Source organism: Streptomyces sp. NPDC055239 (genome assembly GCF_053606205.1).
Window position 1 is genome coordinate 357,258 of sequence record NZ_JBSGRD010000002.1, and the last position, 16,177, is coordinate 373,434.

The window sequence follows — 16,177 nt, forward strand, 5'->3', positions numbered from 1 at the left end:
GGCGCGGGGGCACCCAAGCCCACAAGAGCGGCCACCGGCAGTCAATTGCAGGAAAGTCCCACGACACGCCACGCTGTGCCGAGGGTAGGGTGGGATTTTTTTGCAAGCCACCCCTCACGCTCGATATACCCCCGCCAGCCACAGCATTCGCCTCGGCCCGCTGCCGATTCGCGCACCTCACCGTCAGCAACCGCCGCAACAGCTACTCACGACACGTACGCGGTGGTGTTGCCTCCGTTCTGTGACTTCACGTTGCGTATAAGCACAACGCGTCTCCATGGAGACAGAGTTTGAGGCTCTTCACGGGGGTGCAGCATTTTGTCGATGCGTGGTCGGTGAGAGGGGGGGAGAGATGGCGCGCGCGGGGAGAAGGTCCCAGGTCTTGCCTGGGCATCGGGTGCGGGAGGTGCCGCGTCCCGCGGAGCCTGACTCCGGTCGGTCGTGGATGCTTGGCCTCTTCGTGGCCGTCGCGAGCGTGATCCTCGTCGTTCTGATCGTCGTCGTGGCGCCACGCCATCTGCTGGACTGGGACACCGCAGGAACCCGCGTCCCGGATCGGGCGAAGGCGATCAATGACATACGGACCACGCTGCTTCAGGGGCTGGCCGGGCTGGCCTTGCTGGTGGGAGCGTTCTTCACTTGGAGGCAGTTACAGGTGAGCCGCCATGGGCAGCTCACTGGCCGATTCGCCGCCGCAGTAGAGCAGTTGGGTCACCAGAGTGCGGGTGTGCGCATCGGTGCGATCTTCGCGCTGGAGAGAATTGCTGTCGACTCCCGAGATGACCGCGGCGCCGTCGCTGAGGTGCTCTGCCTTTTTGCGCAACGCAACGCGCTCGCAGTACCGCTCGATGCCCGTCCATCCCCCCGCGACATCGCGCACAGCGCTGAAGTGGCACTGGCGCACGCGGGTGAGACCTTGCTGGTCATACGCTCTCCGGATGTGCACACGGCGGTCACCGTGCTCGGACGTGCCCCGAGACCCAAGGGGATGGAACTGCGTCTTCAGCGAGTGGATCTACGGCGCACGATGCTGGATTTCGCGAATCTCGAGGATGCGGACCTGCACTATGCCGATCTGACAAACGTGCACCTACGGGGCGCCAATCTGAAGCGCGTCGATCTGTCCGGAACGTGGCTGGTCAGAGCCGTACTCGTGAAAGCTGACATGCGCCAGGCCTCCCTGCGGTCCGTACTGTTGTGTTACGCCCGGCTCGACGGCACCGATCTGCGCGCGACGGACCTCAGCAACGCCGACTTGACGGCCGCAGTCGTCGAGGGCGCGCGGTTCGAGCTGGCCGATCTGCGTGGTGCTGTTCTGACCGGCACCAACCTGGCCGAGGCCACGCTCACCGGGGCCGTAGCCGACACCACAACGATCTGGCCCCATGGCTTCGACGCGGCAGCTGCGGGAGTGCTGGCCGCGGACAACGCGCCGCCACTGCAACCCTTGAGCTTCTTCCCTCAGGACCCCTCGTAGCAGGGCCGTGGCGGCTCCCCGTGCCCGCATCGAGACTCTTCCGCAATGCTTTCGAGTGAGCGTTCGCGTTGCCTCGCGCGTCACAGTCATGTGAAGCGACGACGCGAGGGGGCCAGGATGGGGACCTGGAAAGTACGGCGGGGGCTGCTCGCCGCGGCTGTGGCGAGTGGGCTGCTGCTCACCGGGTGCAGTTCCGGTGGAGGCCAGAACACGGAACGGGCCAGTGACAACAGCGGGAAGGAGCGGCGCGGCACCGCGCCCCTGCCCGCGCCGGGCCCCGCCTCGCCCGGCACCGGGGGCGACGCGGGCACCCCTGGTGAGCAACAGGACGGCAAGCAGCGGGACTTCGCGCCGCCGCCCGACTACCTCTCCACCTTCGCCCTGGACGTGGACACCGCCTCCTACGGCTTTGCCCGCCGTACCCTCGCCGAAGGCCGCCTCCCGGACCCGGCGACCGTACGCCCCGAAGAGTTCGTCAACAGCTTCCGTCAGGACTACCCGCGCCCCGAGGGCGACGGCTTCTCCGTGAACGTGGACGGTGGCCGTACGGAGGCGGAGGGCTGGTCCCTGATGCGGGTGGGGCTCGCCACCCGTGGGGAAGGGGTGGACAGCGAACGTCCGCCCGCTGCCCTCACCTTCGTGATCGACGTCTCCGGCTCGATGGCGGAGCCCGGCCGCCTCGACCTGGTCAAGGAGTCGCTCGCGATCATGACCGACAAGCTGCGCGACGACGACTCCATCGCGCTCGTCACCTTCAGCGACAGCGCCAAGACGGTGCTGCCCATGACCCGCCTCGGGGACCACCGCGGCAAGGTGCACTCGGCCGTCAACGAGATGGAGCCGACCCAGTCCACCAACCTTGAGGCGGGCATCCGCACGGGGTACGACACCGCGGTGGGCGCACGGCGCGATGGCGCCACCAACCGCGTAGTGCTCCTCTCCGACGCCCTCGCCAACACCGGCGAGACCAGCGCCGACGGCATCCTGGAGCGCATCTCCGACGCCCGGCGCGAACACGGCATCACCCTCTTCGGAGTGGGCGTCGGCAGCGACTACGGGGACGCCTTGATGGAACGCCTCGCCGACAAGGGCGACGGCCACACCACGTACGTGTCGGACAGCGAGGAGGCCAGGAAGGTCTTCTGCGAGCAGCTACCGGCCAACATCGAACTGCGCGCCCGCGACGCGAAGGCGCAGGTCGCCTTCGACCCGAAGACCGTCAAGCAGTTCCGGCTCATCGGCTACGACAACCGCGCGGTCGCCGACGACGACTTCCGCGACGACAGCGTGGACGGCGGCGAGGTCGGGCCCGGACATACGGTGACGGCGCTGTACGCGGTGCGGTTGAGGCCCGCCACCAGCGGTCACGTGGCGACGGCCAGCGTCCGCTGGCTCGACCCCGACAGCCGTGCCCCGCACGAGGAGTCGAACCAGATCGAGTCGGGCGACCTGGAGGGCGAGCTGTGGAACGCCGACCGCGGGCTGCGGACCACGGCGGTCGCCGCGTACTTCGCGGACGCGCTGCGGCAGGGGACCTCCGCCACGGCTCCGGAGCCGATGTCCACCGCCACCGGCTCTTCCGATCAGCAGTCCCTCCCCGGCGCGCCCTCGCTGGCCGAACTGGCCAGGAGCGCGGATGAGTTGTCATCGGACGGCGACAACGACAAGTCCCTCCGCGACCTCGCGACCGCCGTCCGGCAGGCGGACCGCCTCACCGGTGGATACGGAAGCGGGGGAGAGGACGAGGGGGAAGGCGAGATGACCGGCTAGCGGTTACCCACCGCAGAGCTTCCGTTCGGCCCGTACCGGGTCGTTCGGGAAGCGGAACGACGTCCGTTCCCACACCCCGGTGACATTGCGCAGGAACCGCCCCGGCGTCATCGGATCCCGCGTAGCCGCCCGCAGCTCGGCCAGCGGACCGCAGCCGAGTGCCCGCCGGGCGGCGGCGACACCCGCCGGGTCGAGGCCCTCAGGGAGAGGGCCGCGCCCACGGTCGGCGAAGATCCACGTGTCGGGCAGCCGCTTGTCGTGGCCCACGCGGCCGTCGATGCGCTCGGAGTGGGCGGCCAGCGGATAGGCGAGGCCGATCGGATCGAGGGCGGCGCCGTTCAGGGGGACCACGGTGCCGCTGAAGCCGAGGGTGCTGTAGACGCCGGTGACGGTGGGGGAGTTGGCGGTGGCCGGGGTTCTGGCGAGGAACAGGCTCGGAGTTCCCGCGCGACCGGCGTCGCGTACGAGACGTGCGTACGCGACGTTGCTCGGATAGCCCGCGAAGTAGTGGTGGAGGGGGTGAGCGGCGGCGTTCTGCTGGACGTACACACCGCGTTCGTCCGCCACCCCGTCGGGCCCGATCCGCCCCTCGTACGGACTCCGCAGCAAGCTCGCGCAGGCCACGGCCCAGACCCCGATGCCCACCGCCGCGATGGTCCACGCGCGCGTGAGCGGCACCAGGAAGACCGGCAGGAGCATGAGAAGCAGACCCGGCAGGAACATCCGGCCGTGCATGAAGTCGCCGCCGACCTTGATGACGTAGAGCCAGCAGAGGAGCCCCGCGACCACGGGCGCGAGCGCGGGGATCAGCGGTGCGGCGTCACGCCTCTCCGCAGCCGACGGAAGCAGGGCGGCGAGCAGGAACAGCGCGGGCATCCAGAGCAGATAGGGCCCCCCGAAGTCCACGAGATAGTCGAACCCGCGCCCCCACAGACTCTGCGAGGCCTCCTTGGTCACGCCGGGCAGCGGCATCAGCTGTCCGTAGTACCCGATCCGGAAGATCTCGTACGCGACCGGCAGCGCGAGGGCCGCTCCAAGTCCGCCGAAGGTGGCCCGCCGCGAGGGCTGCGCCATCAGCCACTGCGCCCCGAGGAAGACCGCGGACACCAGCGCCAGGTCGGGCCGTACGAGCGGGCCGAGCCCGATGACCACGCACGTGACGGGCGAGTGCGCGCGCGTCACGAGCAGCAGCCACGCCCCCGCGATCCAGCAGGTGGCGAGGCCGGTCTCCAGGCCGGAGGTGGCGAAGTCCCAGACGGGCGGCAGGGCGAGCAGGACGAGGCAGCCGAGAGGGAGGACCGCCTTGTCCGCGTACAGCCGCAGCGCCCCGAGCGAGGCGAGCGCGAACCCGGCGGCGGTCAGCAGCAGCCCCCCGTACATCGCCGCCCTCGCGATGTCGATGCCCGGCAGTCCCGCAAGCACGAGCAGCCACTGCCACAGGGTGCCGGTGGAGGACTCGGCGCGCTCGCCCGCGTTGAAGACGGGGCCGTTGCCGGCCAGGATCTGGCGGACCGTACGGACGTAGATGTGCCCGTCGTCGGACATCCAGCGCCGCTGGAACCCGGCGAACGCGATGACGCAGGCCGGGAGCAGACAGAGGACGCCGCGCCGGACACTGCGCCCGACGTCGCGGCGGCTGTTGAGCAGCCCGAGGACGGCGTCGGGCTCACGGAGGGAGAGTTGCGTCGACGTCATGATCTTTTTATCGGCGCAGGTCAGTGGGTACTTTAGGTTATTTTGTACATAATCTCCCCGGGGCCCCTCAGCTTCTCCCCCAGGCCTCTCGGCTTCTCCCCGAGCCCCTCAGCTCCCCAAGCTCCCCAAGCTTTTACAGAGCAGAGTCGCTCACGGCGGGCCGAATGTTCAGCGAATCTGCCGTCCGGAAATCGCCCGAGCGATCACGAGCCGCTGAATCTCACTCGTCCCCTCGAAGATCGTGTAGATCTTCGCGTCCCGGTACATCCGCTCCACCGGATGCTCCCTGCTGTACCCCGCGCCCCCCAGCACCTGCACGGCCTTCTCCGTGGCCGCCACCGCGAGTTCCCCGGCACGCAGCTTGGACATGGAGCCCTGCCCCGCGTCGAACGCCTTGTCGTTCCGCGCCATCCACGACGCCTGCCAGATCAGCAGCCGCACCGCCTCGATCTCGGTCCGCAGATCGGCGAGCGCGAAGGCGATGGACTGGTTCTCGATGATGGGGCGGCCGAAGGCGACCCGGGAGCCCGCGTAGTCGAGGGCGTACTCGTACGCGGCCCGCGCGATGCCGAGCGCCTGCGCCCCCACTGTCGGCCGGCTCACCTCGAAGGTCGCCATGGCGGCTTGCCCGCGGCCGCCTCCGGAACCCGCGTTCGCGCCTCCGGCACCCGCCTTCGTGCCGCCCCCGGAACCCGCCTTGCTCCCTTCACGGGCCCGGGCGAGCCGCGCGTCGAGCCGCTCCTTGCCGCCGAGCAGACAGTGCCCCGGCACGCGTACGTCGTCCAGGAAGACATCCGCGGTGTGCGAGGCCCGCAGCCCCAGCTTCTTTATCTTCTTGGCGCCTTCGAGGCCCTGCGTGCCGGGCGGCACGATGAACGCCGCCTGCCCCCGCGAGCCAAGTTCCGGATCGACGGACGCGACCACCACATGGACGTTCGCGATACCGCCGTTCGTGATCCACGCCTTCTGGCCCGACAGGGTCCACTCGTCACGTGCCTCGTCATACGTCGCACGGGTCCGCATCGCCGACACGTCCGAGCCCGCGTCGGGCTCGGAGACGCAGAACGCCGCGACCTTGGGCTCGTCCTCGTCACCGAAGCACTGGGGTACCCACTCGGCGAGCTGGTCGGGCGTGCCCGCGGAGAAGATCCCGGCCACCGCGAGCGACGTGCCGAACAGGGCCATCCCGATGCCCGCGTCGCCCCAGAACAGCTCCTCGTTGGCGATCTGCAGCGAGAGCCCGGTGGGGTCGCCGAACAGATCGGCCAGGGACTCGAATCCGTACAGGCCGATCTTCGCGGCCTCCTGGATGACGGGCCAGGGCGTCTCCTCGCGCTCGTCCCACTCGGCGGCCGCAGGCCGCACCACGTCGGCCGCGAAGCCGTGCACCCAGCCGCGCAGGTCCCGCTGTTCCTCGGTCAGTTCGAGCGAGAAGGCCATGACGATCTCATTTCGGTAGGGCGGTGCCGGACGTCAGGCCTTCGGGATGTCGAAGTAGCGGGTGAGCCCGGCGGCGAGCGCCACATCGCCCGCGACCTTGAGCTTGCGCATCATGAACATCGTCACGGGGTTGGCGTTGCCGGAGACCAGCTTGAGGAACTCGGCGTCGGCCAGGACGAGCGTGACGCGCGGCTCGGCGTTCGAGCGGCCTTCGCGGACGGTGCAGGTGCCCTCCGAGATGTCCGTCTCGTAGACCGTCTCGGCCGATTCGGCCCCCTCGTCGACTCCCGTGATCTTCCAGCGGATCAGGGCCTTGAGCGTGCCCGCGGCCTCCGGCTTGAACTGGCGGCCCATCCGCCCGAACACCTCCTGCAGAACGCGGGCGCGCAGCTCGGCGTCCCGGGCGATCTCGGTGATCTCCTTGCCGGACAGGCCCTTCACGATCTTCGCGAACTCCTCGGGAGTGACGCTCGCGAAGTCCAGACCGGCCACACCTTCCGCACCGCTGACACCGCCGACACCGTCCGTCATGGCAATCTCCTTACTCAACAGTAAACTTACTAAAGGGTAAGGTAGCCCCGAGTCTGGGAGGCTGCAAGGGTGACGGTCAACGGGAGAACTGAGGGACGGCGGAAGCGCGTTCCGCGCCAGGAACGCGAGCAGCAGATCATCGATGTGGCGGTGGCGGTCTTCGCCAAGCGCGGCTACCACGCCGCGTCCGTGGACGAGATCGCCGAACTGGCCGGGATCTCCAAGCCGATGGTCTATCTCTACCTCGACTCGAAGGAGGGGCTCTTCCTCGCCTGCCTGCGCCGCGAGGCCGACCGCCTCGTGGCCGCCTTCCAGGGCGCCGCGCAGGCGGTGGGGGGCGCGCAGGTCGGTGGCGGCGCGCCCGAACTGCGCCTGCACGCGGGCCTCTCGGCGTTCTTCGCCTTTGTCGCCGAGCACCGCGACAGCTGGGTCGTGCTGCACCGCCAGGCGTCGGAACTGAGCGAGGCGATCGCGTCCGCGGTCGCCGACGCGCGGCGCGCGGTGATGGCAGAGGTCGCGGGCCTGGTCCGGGACGGCATCACGGAGAGCGCGGGCGGCTCGCAACTCGACGACGAGGACGCCGACTTCGTCGCGTACGCGCTGGTCGGCGCGGCGGACTCGCTCACCGACTGGATGAGCGGCCACCCGGGCCAGTCGCCGGAGGGTGTCACGCTGCGGTTGATGAACATGGTGTGGGTGGGGATGGGGCGGGTGCTGGAGGGGGAGGTCTGGGTGCCGGGCGAGGGTGCCGCGCCAGGCGCCGCACCGGAGCCCTCATAGACCTCCGCACCGGACTTGGCGCCAGCCTCCCGGTAGGCATCCGTTCCGGACTTGGCGCCAGCCCCCCGGTAGACCTCCGCACCGGGCTTGGCGTCAGCCTCCCGGTAGACCTCCGCACCGGGCTTGGCGTCAGCCCCCCGGCAGACCTCCGCACCGGGCTTGGCGCCAGCCTCCCGGTAGACCTCCGCACCGGGCTTGGCGCCAGCCTCCCGGTAGACCTCCGCACCGGGCTTGGCGTCAGCCCCCGTAGGTATCCGCACCAGGCTGGCGCCAGCCTCCCGGTGGGCAGCCGCGTCAGACTTGGCGCAAGCCCCCGTAGCTGTCTGCAGCGGACTTGGCGCAAGCCCCCCCCGTAGCTGTCTGCACCGGACTTAGCGCCAGCCTCCCCGTAGGCATCCGCGCCGGAGTCCGCGCCGGCCGCCCGCCACCCGGCCTCCTCGCCCCTCCCGCCCGGCCTCCTCGCCCACCCCCGGCCTCCTCGCCGACTTCCTCACCTCAGTGAGCACTTATGTCACCGAAGTGACGACCGCCCACTGATTTCTTCGCTGTCCGCCCCATTGAACTTTCCTTACGCATGAGTAAGTTGACCTCCCAGTAAGTACGACCCCGCACCACGCACACCGCACCACCTCTGCACGCACCACGCACCACGCACCACCTCTGCACGTCAGCTGGTAGCCGCCGGGAGCCGGGAGTCGTCATGGGCGTACGCAAGGATCTGAAACGGGCACGACGCCACGGCGAGCTGGCGGAGCGCGCCACGGTGGAGCTTGTCCGGGACGAGCACGGCACCGTGCGCGAGGCGAGTACCGCCCGGCTCGCGGCGAAGGCCACCGCGGGCAGCACCGCCGACATCCCCTTCACCAACGCCGCCGAGGCCCCCGACGCGGTCGTCATGCGCCGCAAGCAGGGCGCCCAGTGGCGTCCGGTCACCGCGGCGGCCTTCGCGCACGAAGTCACGGCCACGGCAAAGGGGTTGATGGCCGCCGGGCTCGAACCGGGCGGCCGGGTCGCACTGATGTCCCGCACCCGGTACGAGTGGGCCGTACTGGACTTCGCGATCTGGGCGGCGGGCGGGCAGACCGTGCCCGTGTACGCGACATCGGCGGCGGAACAGATCGAGTGGATCGTACGGGACTCCGGCGCGACGCTGCTGATCACGGAGACGGCGGAGAACGTCGCGACGGCCGAATCGGCGGTAGGCGGCCTCGCCGAGCCGCCGCGCATCCTGTGCATCGACGACGCCGCTCTGAGCGAACTCGAAGCCGGTGGACGGGATCTGTCGGACGAGGAAGTGACCAAGCGAAGGTCCGCCCTCACCCCGGACTCCGTCGCCACCATCTGCTACACGTCGGGCACGACCGGCAAGCCCAAGGGCTGCGTCCTGACCCACGGCAATCTGCACGCCGAGGCCGCGAACACGGTCGACCTGCTGCACCCCATCTTCCAGGAGATCACGGGCCAGGTCGCCTCCACGCTCCTCTTCCTGCCGCTCGCCCACATCCTGGGCCGCACCATCCAGATCGCCTGCATGCTCGCCCGCATCGAACTCGCGCACTGCCCGAGCATCAAGCCGGACGACCTGCGTCCCGAACTGCGTTCGTTCAAACCGACGTTCGTCGTCGGCGTCCCGTACCTCTTCGAGAAGATCCACGAAACGGGCCGCGCGACCGCCGAGAAGATCGGGCGCGGCGCGTCCTTCGACCGGGCCGAGGGGATCGCGGTGCGGTTCGGGGATGCGTATCTGAACAAGTTCCTCGACGAGCGCGGCCCCGGCCCGTCGATCGGGCTCCGCCTCGGCTGGGCGCTGTACGAAATGCTCGTCTACCGCCGCATCCGCAAGGAGGTCGGCGGCAGGCTGCGGTACGCGATCAGCGGCGGCTCACCTCTCGACCGCCGCCTCAACCTCTTCTTCTTCGCCGCAGGGATCGTCATCTACGAGGGCTACGGCCTGACGGAGACCACGGCCGCCGCGACCATCACGCCTCCGCTGAAGCCACGCCCTGGCACGGTGGGCCTTCCGGTGCCGGGCACGGCGGTGCGCATCGCGGACGACGGCGAGGTGCTCATCAAGGGCGGCATCGTCTTCGGCTCGTACTTGAACAACCCGGCCGCGACGGACGCCGTACTGCGGGACGAGTGGTTCGCGACCGGTGACCTGGGGGCGCTCGACGACGACGGCTATCTCACGATCACCGGGCGCAAGAAGGACATCATCGTCACGTCCGGGGGCAAGAACGTCTCCCCGGCGATCCTGGAGGACCGGCTGCGCAGCCGGACGCCGGTCGGACAGTGCATCGTCGTCGGCGACAACCGTTCGTACGTCGGGGCGCTCATCACGCTGGACCCGGAGGCCGTCGAACACTGGCTCGCCGTACGAAAGCGCCCGAAGAACACCCCGCTCGCCGAACTGTGCCGGGATCCCAAGATGATCGCGGAGGTCCAGAAGGCGGTGGACTACGCCAACACGGCGGTGTCACGGGCCGAGTCCATCCGTAAATTCTCCCTGATCGAGGGCGAGTTCACAGAGGACAACGGACTGCTCACTCCGTCGCTGAAGATCAAGCGGCATGCGGTGGCAGCGACGTACGAGGCCGAGATCGAGGCGCTCTACGGTGAGTGAGGCGACGGGGGCACCCTGGCCCTCTCAAGAGACGTACGACTCCGAGCCCGGCTCAGAGCCTGAGCCCAACCCCGACCCCGCCCCCGACCCCGACCCCGACCCCGACTTCGACGTGCTGGTGGTGGGGTCCGGCTTCGGAGGCTCGGTCGCTGCCCTGCGCCTGACCGAGAAGGGCTACCGCGTCGGCGTCCTGGAGGCGGGGCGCCGCTTCACCCGAGAGTCACTGCCCAGCGACTCCTGGGACCTGAAGAACTACCTGTGGGCACCGGCCCTGGGTCTCTACGGCATCCAGCGCATCCATCTCCTTCGCAACGTCATGGTCCTCGCGGGCGCGGGGGTGGGCGGCGGTTCGCTGAACTACGCGAACACCCTTTACGTGCCGCCGCCCGCCTTCTTCCAGGACAAGCAGTGGGCGGGCATCACGGACTGGCAGGCGGAACTAGCCCCGTACTACGACCAGGCCCGGCGCATGCTCGGCGTACGGCAGAACCCGACCACGACCGAGGCGGACGAGCATCTGCGGGCGGCGGCGGACCGGATGGGTGTGGCGGACACCTTCCGGCTGACGCCCGTGGGTGTGTTCTTCGGCGACGGGGCGGACGCGGACGGTGATGGCGCGTGCGGCAATGGCATGGGCGATGGCGTGGGTGATGGCGGTGCCGGTGGCGCCACCGGTTCCAGTCCTTCAACGCCCGGCACGCACCCGGAAGTTCCGGATCGCCGGGAAGTTCCCGATCGCCGGGAAGTTCCCGATCGCCGGGAAGTTCCCGATCCGTACTTCGGCGGGGCGGGTCCCGCGCGAAGGGCCTGCACCGAGTGCGGCTCGTGCATGACGGGCTGCAAGGTGGGCGCCAAGAACACCCTCACCGAGAACTACCTGTACCTGGCCGAGCGGGCGGGCGCGGAGATCCGCGCGATGACGACGGTGGTGTCGGTGCGGGAGATCGCCGGGGGCCACGAGGTGGTGACCGTCCCCACCAACAAGCGCCGCAGGGGCCGCCGCACGGTCCTGCGCGCCCGCCACGTAGTCCTGGCAGCAGGTACGTACGGCACTCAGACGCTCCTGCACCGCATGAAGGAGGAGCGAGCCCTTCCGTACATCTCCTCCCGGCTCGGCGGACTCACCCGAACCAACTCCGAGGCGCTGGTGGGCGCGGTGACGTTCCCGCGCCGCTACCGCAAGAAGCACGGTGACGGCCGCCCCCTGGACTTCACCCGAGGCGTCGCCATCACGTCCTCCATCCACCCGAACCCCACCACTCACATCGAGAACGTCCGCTACGGCAAGGGCTCCAACCTGATGGCGCTGATCTGCGTCCCGCAGTACCGCCGCAACCTCCCCAAGCCGCTGGCCGCCGTACTGGCCTTCCTCACCCACCCCGTACTCGTGGCGCGAGTCGCATCGACGCACCGCTGGTCGGAGCGCACGATCATCGGCCTCGTCATGCAGACCCACGACAACTCCCTCACGACCCGCCTGGGACGCCGCCGCCTGCTGACGGCGGAGCAGGGCCACGGCGCACCCAACCCCGTGCACATCGCCGAGGGCTGGGAGGCGGCGGGCCTGGTCGCCGAACGCATCAACGGCTTCGCGGGAACGAACCTGGGCGAACTGCTCAACAAGCCACTCACGGCCCACTTCCTTGGCGGCTGCCCGATAGGCGCCTCTACGGAGGCGGGAGTAATAGACCCGTACCACCGCCTCTACGGCCACCCCGGCATCTCGGTGGTGGACGGTTCGGCGATCTCGGCGAACCTCGGCGTGAACCCGTCCCTCACCATCACGGCCCAGGCCGAGCGGGCGATGGCGCACTGGCCGAACAAGGGCGAGACGGACGGGCGCCCGGAGCAGACCATGGACACGGGGTACGCGCGCGTGCGGCCCGTCGCACCGCGGAAGCCGGCGGTTCCGACGGGGGCATACGGGGAACTGCGCCTACCGGAGTAGAGCCCCCCGAGCAGGCAGACCGCTCGGGGAGCCGCATGACGTAGAGGAAATGCGCCGGTCTCCGCCGTTCTGCGCCCGGTTGGGGGAGGACGGTGGAGGCAGGGCGTACCGCCCGCGCCGAGCTCCCCTCCACGGCCGGTACTGCCCGACCACGGGCGCCGGTACTGCGGGAACGGAACGCACCGGCGCCTGTGGGGACCCTGGCGGGACTCGAACCTGTGGTCGAAAGCCTGCGAGCGCCTGCGAACGCCCGGCCGGCAGGCCACGCCCGATGCGTACTTCACGACGCGGCCACTGTCATGTCACGAACGTGTCTTGAGAACGATCAAGAGGCAACTGAGGCAACCACACTGGCTATCTGAGAGGACAGAAAGCGACGCGGTCGAACGGTCGCCCAGCTTGATCGCCCGCTCGCCCGCTCGCCAGCTTGCCCGCCCGCCCGCTCCTCAGGAGCGACACCCCCACACGAAGAGGACAGAACCAGCATGCGCACTCGGAAGATCTCGGTACTGACCATGACCGCAGTGGCCCTCAGCCTGGCGCTGACGGCATGCAACAACGACGGCGCGGACAACGGGTCCTCTTCCTCGAGCAGCTCGTCGTCGTCGGCCACGAGCACCCCGAAGTCGGACTCCTCGAAGTCCGACACCGCGGACGGCAAGTCGTCGGGCACGCCCGCCAAGTCCGGCACGAAGTGCACGGACCAGGTCGACTACGCGGGCGACTCGCGCTCCAATGCCGAGATCAACTCGATCGGCGAGGACACGGGCACGTGTCCTCCGGTCCAGAAGTCGCCGTCCGACACGAAGTGCACGGACCAGCTCGATTACGCCGGTGACTCCCGCTCCAACGCCGAGATCAACTCCATCGGGGCGGACACGGGCACGTGCCCCGCGCCCCAGAAGGCCGAAGCGGCGTCGGGCGCGCCCAAGGACGCCGACACGAAGTGCACGGACCAGGTCGACTACGCGGGCGACTCGCGCTCCAACGCGGAGATCAACTCGATCGGCGAGGACACGGGCACGTGCCCGCCGGTCAAGAAGTAGTGAATCACTGACCACCCTGAGAGAAAGAGCGCCGGACCCTCCCCACGCTGACCTGGGGGCGGTCCGGCGTTTGCGTGCGCTGGTACATCCGGATGAATCCCACCTGAGGCGCGATCCGAGATTTTTCGGGGTCGGGCGGCCTGGGGATGTCGAGAACGCGTCACCGGCTCCGTCCCAGGGACATCAGCGGCCACCACCGGCCGTACGAGGATGAACCGTACGAGGAAGAACCGTACGAGGAAGAAGGAGAAGCCAGCATGGCGATTCAGCGGATGGACAACGTAGGCATCGTCGTCGAGGACATGGATGCCGCCATCGCGTTCTTTGTGGAACTCGGTATGGAGCTGGAGGGCAGGGCAGAGGTCAAGGGCCCCGTCGCCGACCAGTGCACCGGACTCGAAGGCGTCCACTGCGACATCGCGATGGTCCGGACCCCGGACGGTCACAGCCGACTCGAGCTGGCGAGGTACCGCAGCCCCGCGGCGATCAGCCCCGAGCCGCGCAACAAGCCGCACAACATCCTGGGCACGCACCGCGTCATGTTCGCCGTCGACGACATCGAGGACACCGTTGCCCGCCTGCGCCCTCACGGCGCAGAACTCGTCGGCGAGCTCGCCCGCTTCGAAGACAGCTATCTGCTCTGCTACGTCCGCGGCCCGGAGGGCATCATCGTCGGCCTGGCCGAGCAGCTGGGCTGAGGCCGAGCAGCCGGACCGCCCCCACGCTGACCTGGGGCCGTTCCGGCGCTTACGCGTCCGCTACGCGTCGCTCGCTACGTTGCCCTGACCAGTAAAAAGGCCCTCCGTGACGGAGGGCCGAACAAGGATGGACTGAAGCGCCCCCGGCAGGACTCGAACCTGCGGCCAAGCGCTTAGAAGGCGCCTGCTCTATCCACTGAGCTACGGGGGCCGGATGGTGGCCGGTGGCCTGGAGCCCGGGTGGGGACGAGCCGTGACCTTGCCGGGGACAAGGATAGGGCTCCCGGGTCCTTGTCCCTGGTGCTTCGCCTCCGAGGCGCTATGTGGAGGTTCAGTGAAGCGGTCCTGATAATCGCAGGCAGGTGCGAATCTCGCATCGCTTTTGGCGTCTCACGCCCCGGGTGTTGTGCACTCGTTATGCCTGCGCCCCAGTCGCCCCTTCCGTCCCATGTGTCCGATCGGCGCGCAGGTAGTGCCCATATGCTTCAGAATGCCGTCAAAATTGGGCATTCTTCGCATGTGGTGACCTTGGACGTACGGCCTCAACTGCTCGACGCACTCTCCGCCCTGCGCGAGCGTGTCGCCGCCGCACGCTTTCCGCTCCCCTTGGTGGGGGCGCCACGCGCGCGTGCCAACCGCGACGAGCTCCTTGCCCAGCTCGACGACTATTTGGTGCCCCGCCTGCGGGCCCCCGAAGCACCGCTGCTCGCCGTGATCGGGGGATCCACCGGGGCGGGCAAGTCGACCCTGGTGAACTCCCTGATCGGGCGGCAGGTCAGTGAGGCGGGGGTGCTGCGCCCGACGACACGGACGCCGGTCCTTGTGTGCCATCCGGAGGATCATCACTGGTTCGCCGACATGCGCGTACTGCCCGACCTCACGCGCGTATGGGTGCCGCGTCCTGAGCCCTCGCACGCGGACGACGACGGGGACGACGGGAGCGAGGACCTGCTGCCGATCGGGCCCGACGGTGAGCGCGCGCTGCGCATCGAGACCGCGGAGACCCTGCCGCGCGGGCTCGCGCTCCTGGACGCCCCCGACGTCGACTCGCTCCTCTCCGACAACCGGATCCTCGCCGCCGAGCTGATCTCCGCGGCCGATGTCTGGGTCATGGTGACCACCGCGTCCCGGTACGCGGACGCCGTGCCCTGGCATCTGCTGCGTACCGCCAAGGAGCACGACGCCACCCTCGTCACCGTTCTCGACCGGGTGCCGCACCAGTTGGTGGCCGAGGTGTCCCGGCAGTACGGAGCGCTGCTCGACAAGGCGGGTCTGGGCGATGTGCCGCGCTTCACCGTGCCCGAGCTGCCCGAGTCCGCGGGCGGCGGCGGGCTGCTTCCGTCCACCGCCGTCGCGCCGCTGCGGGCCTGGCTCACCCACCGGTCCCAGGAGCCCACGGCCCGTGCGCAGGCCATCGCGCGGACGGCGTACGGAGTCATCCAGTCCCTCAATGTGCGGGTGCCGGAGCTCGCGGGTGCCGTCGCCATGCAGTACGCGGCCGCGCTGCGTCTCACCTCCGCCGTGGACGACGCGTACGGACACGAGCACGCGCGCGTGCGGGACCGTCTGCAGACAGGGGCCGTCCTCGCGGGCGACGCGCTGAAGCGCTGGCGCAGCTACCCCCTGGACTGCGGCGCCGGCGAGCTCCTCGATGCCGTCGCCGAGAGCCTGGAGGCGCTGCTGCTGTGCGCGGTGACCGCCGCCGACGAGCGGATCGACGAGGCGTGGCGGCGTGAACCGGCCGCCGACGCCCCCGGGCTCGGCGACCGCGACCGGGACGCGGAGAGCGCCGAGCACCGCATCGGGATGGCGGTACGACGCTGGCGGCGCGTCCTGGAGGAGTACGCCGAGGACGAGATCCGCGGGCTCGACAGGATCGAGAAGAACTTCCTCCCCGACCCCGAGATGGTGGCCGCCCTGCTCGCCACGGCCCTCCTCGGCGGGGACCGCGGGCGCTCGGCGGGCGAGACGCTCGCCGAGCGGATCGGCGCCCATGGAGCGCTCCGGCTGCGGGACCGGGGCGGATCCCTGCTCACCACGTACCTGGACAACGTCCTGGACACGGAGCGAGAGCGACGCCTCGCCCCTCTCGACGCCCTCGACGTGAACCCCGAACCCCAGGCCGACCTGATCGCCGCGCTGTCCGTACTGCAGAAGGAGAGGTGACCG

The 16,177-nt window shown here is 69.6% G+C and carries 11 protein-coding genes and 1 tRNA gene; 8 read left to right on the top strand and 4 right to left on the bottom strand.

The annotated features are described in order from the left end of the window. Positions 1-460: 460 nt before the first annotated feature. Both ACWFRJ_RS07825 and ACWFRJ_RS07830 read left to right on the top strand, forming a co-directional pair. A complete protein-coding gene (locus ACWFRJ_RS07825; RefSeq protein ID WP_453525474.1) occupies positions 461-1,477 on the top strand; it encodes a pentapeptide repeat-containing protein in 1,017 nt (338 codons plus the stop codon). Positions 1,478-1,594: 117 nt separating this feature from the next. Beyond that, positions 1,595-3,247 carry a YfbK domain-containing protein gene (locus ACWFRJ_RS07830; protein ID WP_453525477.1) on the top strand — a complete coding sequence of 551 codons (1,653 nt, stop codon included), beginning with the start codon at positions 1,595-1,597 and terminating at the stop codon, positions 3,245-3,247. 3 nt (positions 3,248-3,250) lie between these two features. On the opposite strand, the gene ACWFRJ_RS07835 is transcribed toward ACWFRJ_RS07830, so the two are convergent. From ACWFRJ_RS07835 to ACWFRJ_RS07845, 3 genes are all read right to left on the bottom strand, one after another. Then, positions 3,251-4,942 (bottom strand): hypothetical protein, encoded by a 1,692-nt coding sequence (locus tag ACWFRJ_RS07835; RefSeq protein ID WP_453525480.1) that lies wholly within the window; start codon positions 4,940-4,942, stop codon positions 3,251-3,253. Positions 4,943-5,110: 168 nt separating this feature from the next. Continuing rightward, positions 5,111-6,382 (bottom strand): acyl-CoA dehydrogenase family protein, encoded by a 1,272-nt coding sequence (locus ACWFRJ_RS07840; protein WP_453525483.1) that lies wholly within the window; start codon positions 6,380-6,382, stop codon positions 5,111-5,113. A gap of 33 nt (positions 6,383-6,415) precedes the next feature. Further along, the gene (locus ACWFRJ_RS07845) at positions 6,416-6,913 is read right to left on the bottom strand and encodes an SCP2 sterol-binding domain-containing protein (protein WP_453525486.1); all 498 of its coding nucleotides are present in this window, start codon (positions 6,911-6,913) and stop codon (positions 6,416-6,418) included. Between the two features lie 69 nt (positions 6,914-6,982). On the opposite strand from ACWFRJ_RS07845, the gene ACWFRJ_RS07850 reads away from it, so the two are divergent. The 5 genes from ACWFRJ_RS07850 (at position 6,983) to ACWFRJ_RS07870 (ending at position 14,008) form a co-directional block, all read left to right on the top strand. Beyond that, positions 6,983-7,693 carry a TetR/AcrR family transcriptional regulator gene (locus ACWFRJ_RS07850; RefSeq protein WP_453525489.1) on the top strand — a complete coding sequence of 237 codons (711 nt, stop codon included), beginning with the start codon at positions 6,983-6,985 and terminating at the stop codon, positions 7,691-7,693. A gap of 700 nt (positions 7,694-8,393) precedes the next feature. Beyond that, the gene (locus tag ACWFRJ_RS07855; RefSeq protein WP_453525492.1) at positions 8,394-10,316 is read left to right on the top strand and encodes an AMP-dependent synthetase/ligase; all 1,923 of its coding nucleotides are present in this window, start codon (positions 8,394-8,396) and stop codon (positions 10,314-10,316) included. After that, positions 10,309-12,264 carry a GMC family oxidoreductase N-terminal domain-containing protein gene (locus ACWFRJ_RS07860; protein ID WP_453525495.1) on the top strand — a complete coding sequence of 652 codons (1,956 nt, stop codon included), beginning with the start codon at positions 10,309-10,311 and terminating at the stop codon, positions 12,262-12,264. The genes ACWFRJ_RS07855 and ACWFRJ_RS07860 overlap by 8 nt, the downstream gene beginning before the upstream one ends. A 485-nt stretch (positions 12,265-12,749) precedes the next feature. Next, positions 12,750-13,310 (top strand): hypothetical protein, encoded by a 561-nt coding sequence (locus ACWFRJ_RS07865; RefSeq protein WP_453525498.1) that lies wholly within the window; start codon positions 12,750-12,752, stop codon positions 13,308-13,310. A gap of 257 nt (positions 13,311-13,567) precedes the next feature. Continuing rightward, positions 13,568-14,008: a VOC family protein gene (locus ACWFRJ_RS07870; RefSeq protein ID WP_453525501.1), complete on the top strand. Its 441-nt coding sequence runs from the start codon at positions 13,568-13,570 to the stop codon at positions 14,006-14,008. Positions 14,009-14,146: 138 nt separating this feature from the next. Here ACWFRJ_RS07870 and ACWFRJ_RS07875 read toward each other — a convergent pair. Next, positions 14,147-14,219: transfer RNA gene (locus ACWFRJ_RS07875), tRNA-Arg, on the bottom strand. Positions 14,220-14,527: 308 nt separating this feature from the next. On the opposite strand from ACWFRJ_RS07875, the gene ACWFRJ_RS07880 reads away from it, so the two are divergent. After that, on the top strand, positions 14,528-16,174 hold the full coding sequence (locus ACWFRJ_RS07880) for a dynamin family protein (RefSeq protein WP_453525504.1): 1,647 nt from the start codon (positions 14,528-14,530) through the stop codon (positions 16,172-16,174). The last annotated feature ends 3 nt before the right edge of the window (positions 16,175-16,177 follow it).

Coding starts and splice junctions, on each gene's coding strand:
- ACWFRJ_RS07835 (WP_453525480.1), bottom strand. CDS start 4,942: ATGACGTCGACGCAACTCTCCCTCCGTGAGCCCGACGCCGTCCTCGGG.
- ACWFRJ_RS07845 (WP_453525486.1), bottom strand. CDS start 6,913: ATGACGGACGGTGTCGGCGGTGTCAGCGGTGCGGAAGGTGTGGCCGGT.
- ACWFRJ_RS07840 (WP_453525483.1), bottom strand. CDS start 6,382: ATGGCCTTCTCGCTCGAACTGACCGAGGAACAGCGGGACCTGCGCGGC.
- ACWFRJ_RS07830 (WP_453525477.1), top strand. CDS start 1,595: ATGGGGACCTGGAAAGTACGGCGGGGGCTGCTCGCCGCGGCTGTGGCG.
- ACWFRJ_RS07865 (WP_453525498.1), top strand. CDS start 12,750: ATGCGCACTCGGAAGATCTCGGTACTGACCATGACCGCAGTGGCCCTC.
- ACWFRJ_RS07870 (WP_453525501.1), top strand. CDS start 13,568: ATGGCGATTCAGCGGATGGACAACGTAGGCATCGTCGTCGAGGACATG.
- ACWFRJ_RS07855 (WP_453525492.1), top strand. CDS start 8,394: ATGGGCGTACGCAAGGATCTGAAACGGGCACGACGCCACGGCGAGCTG.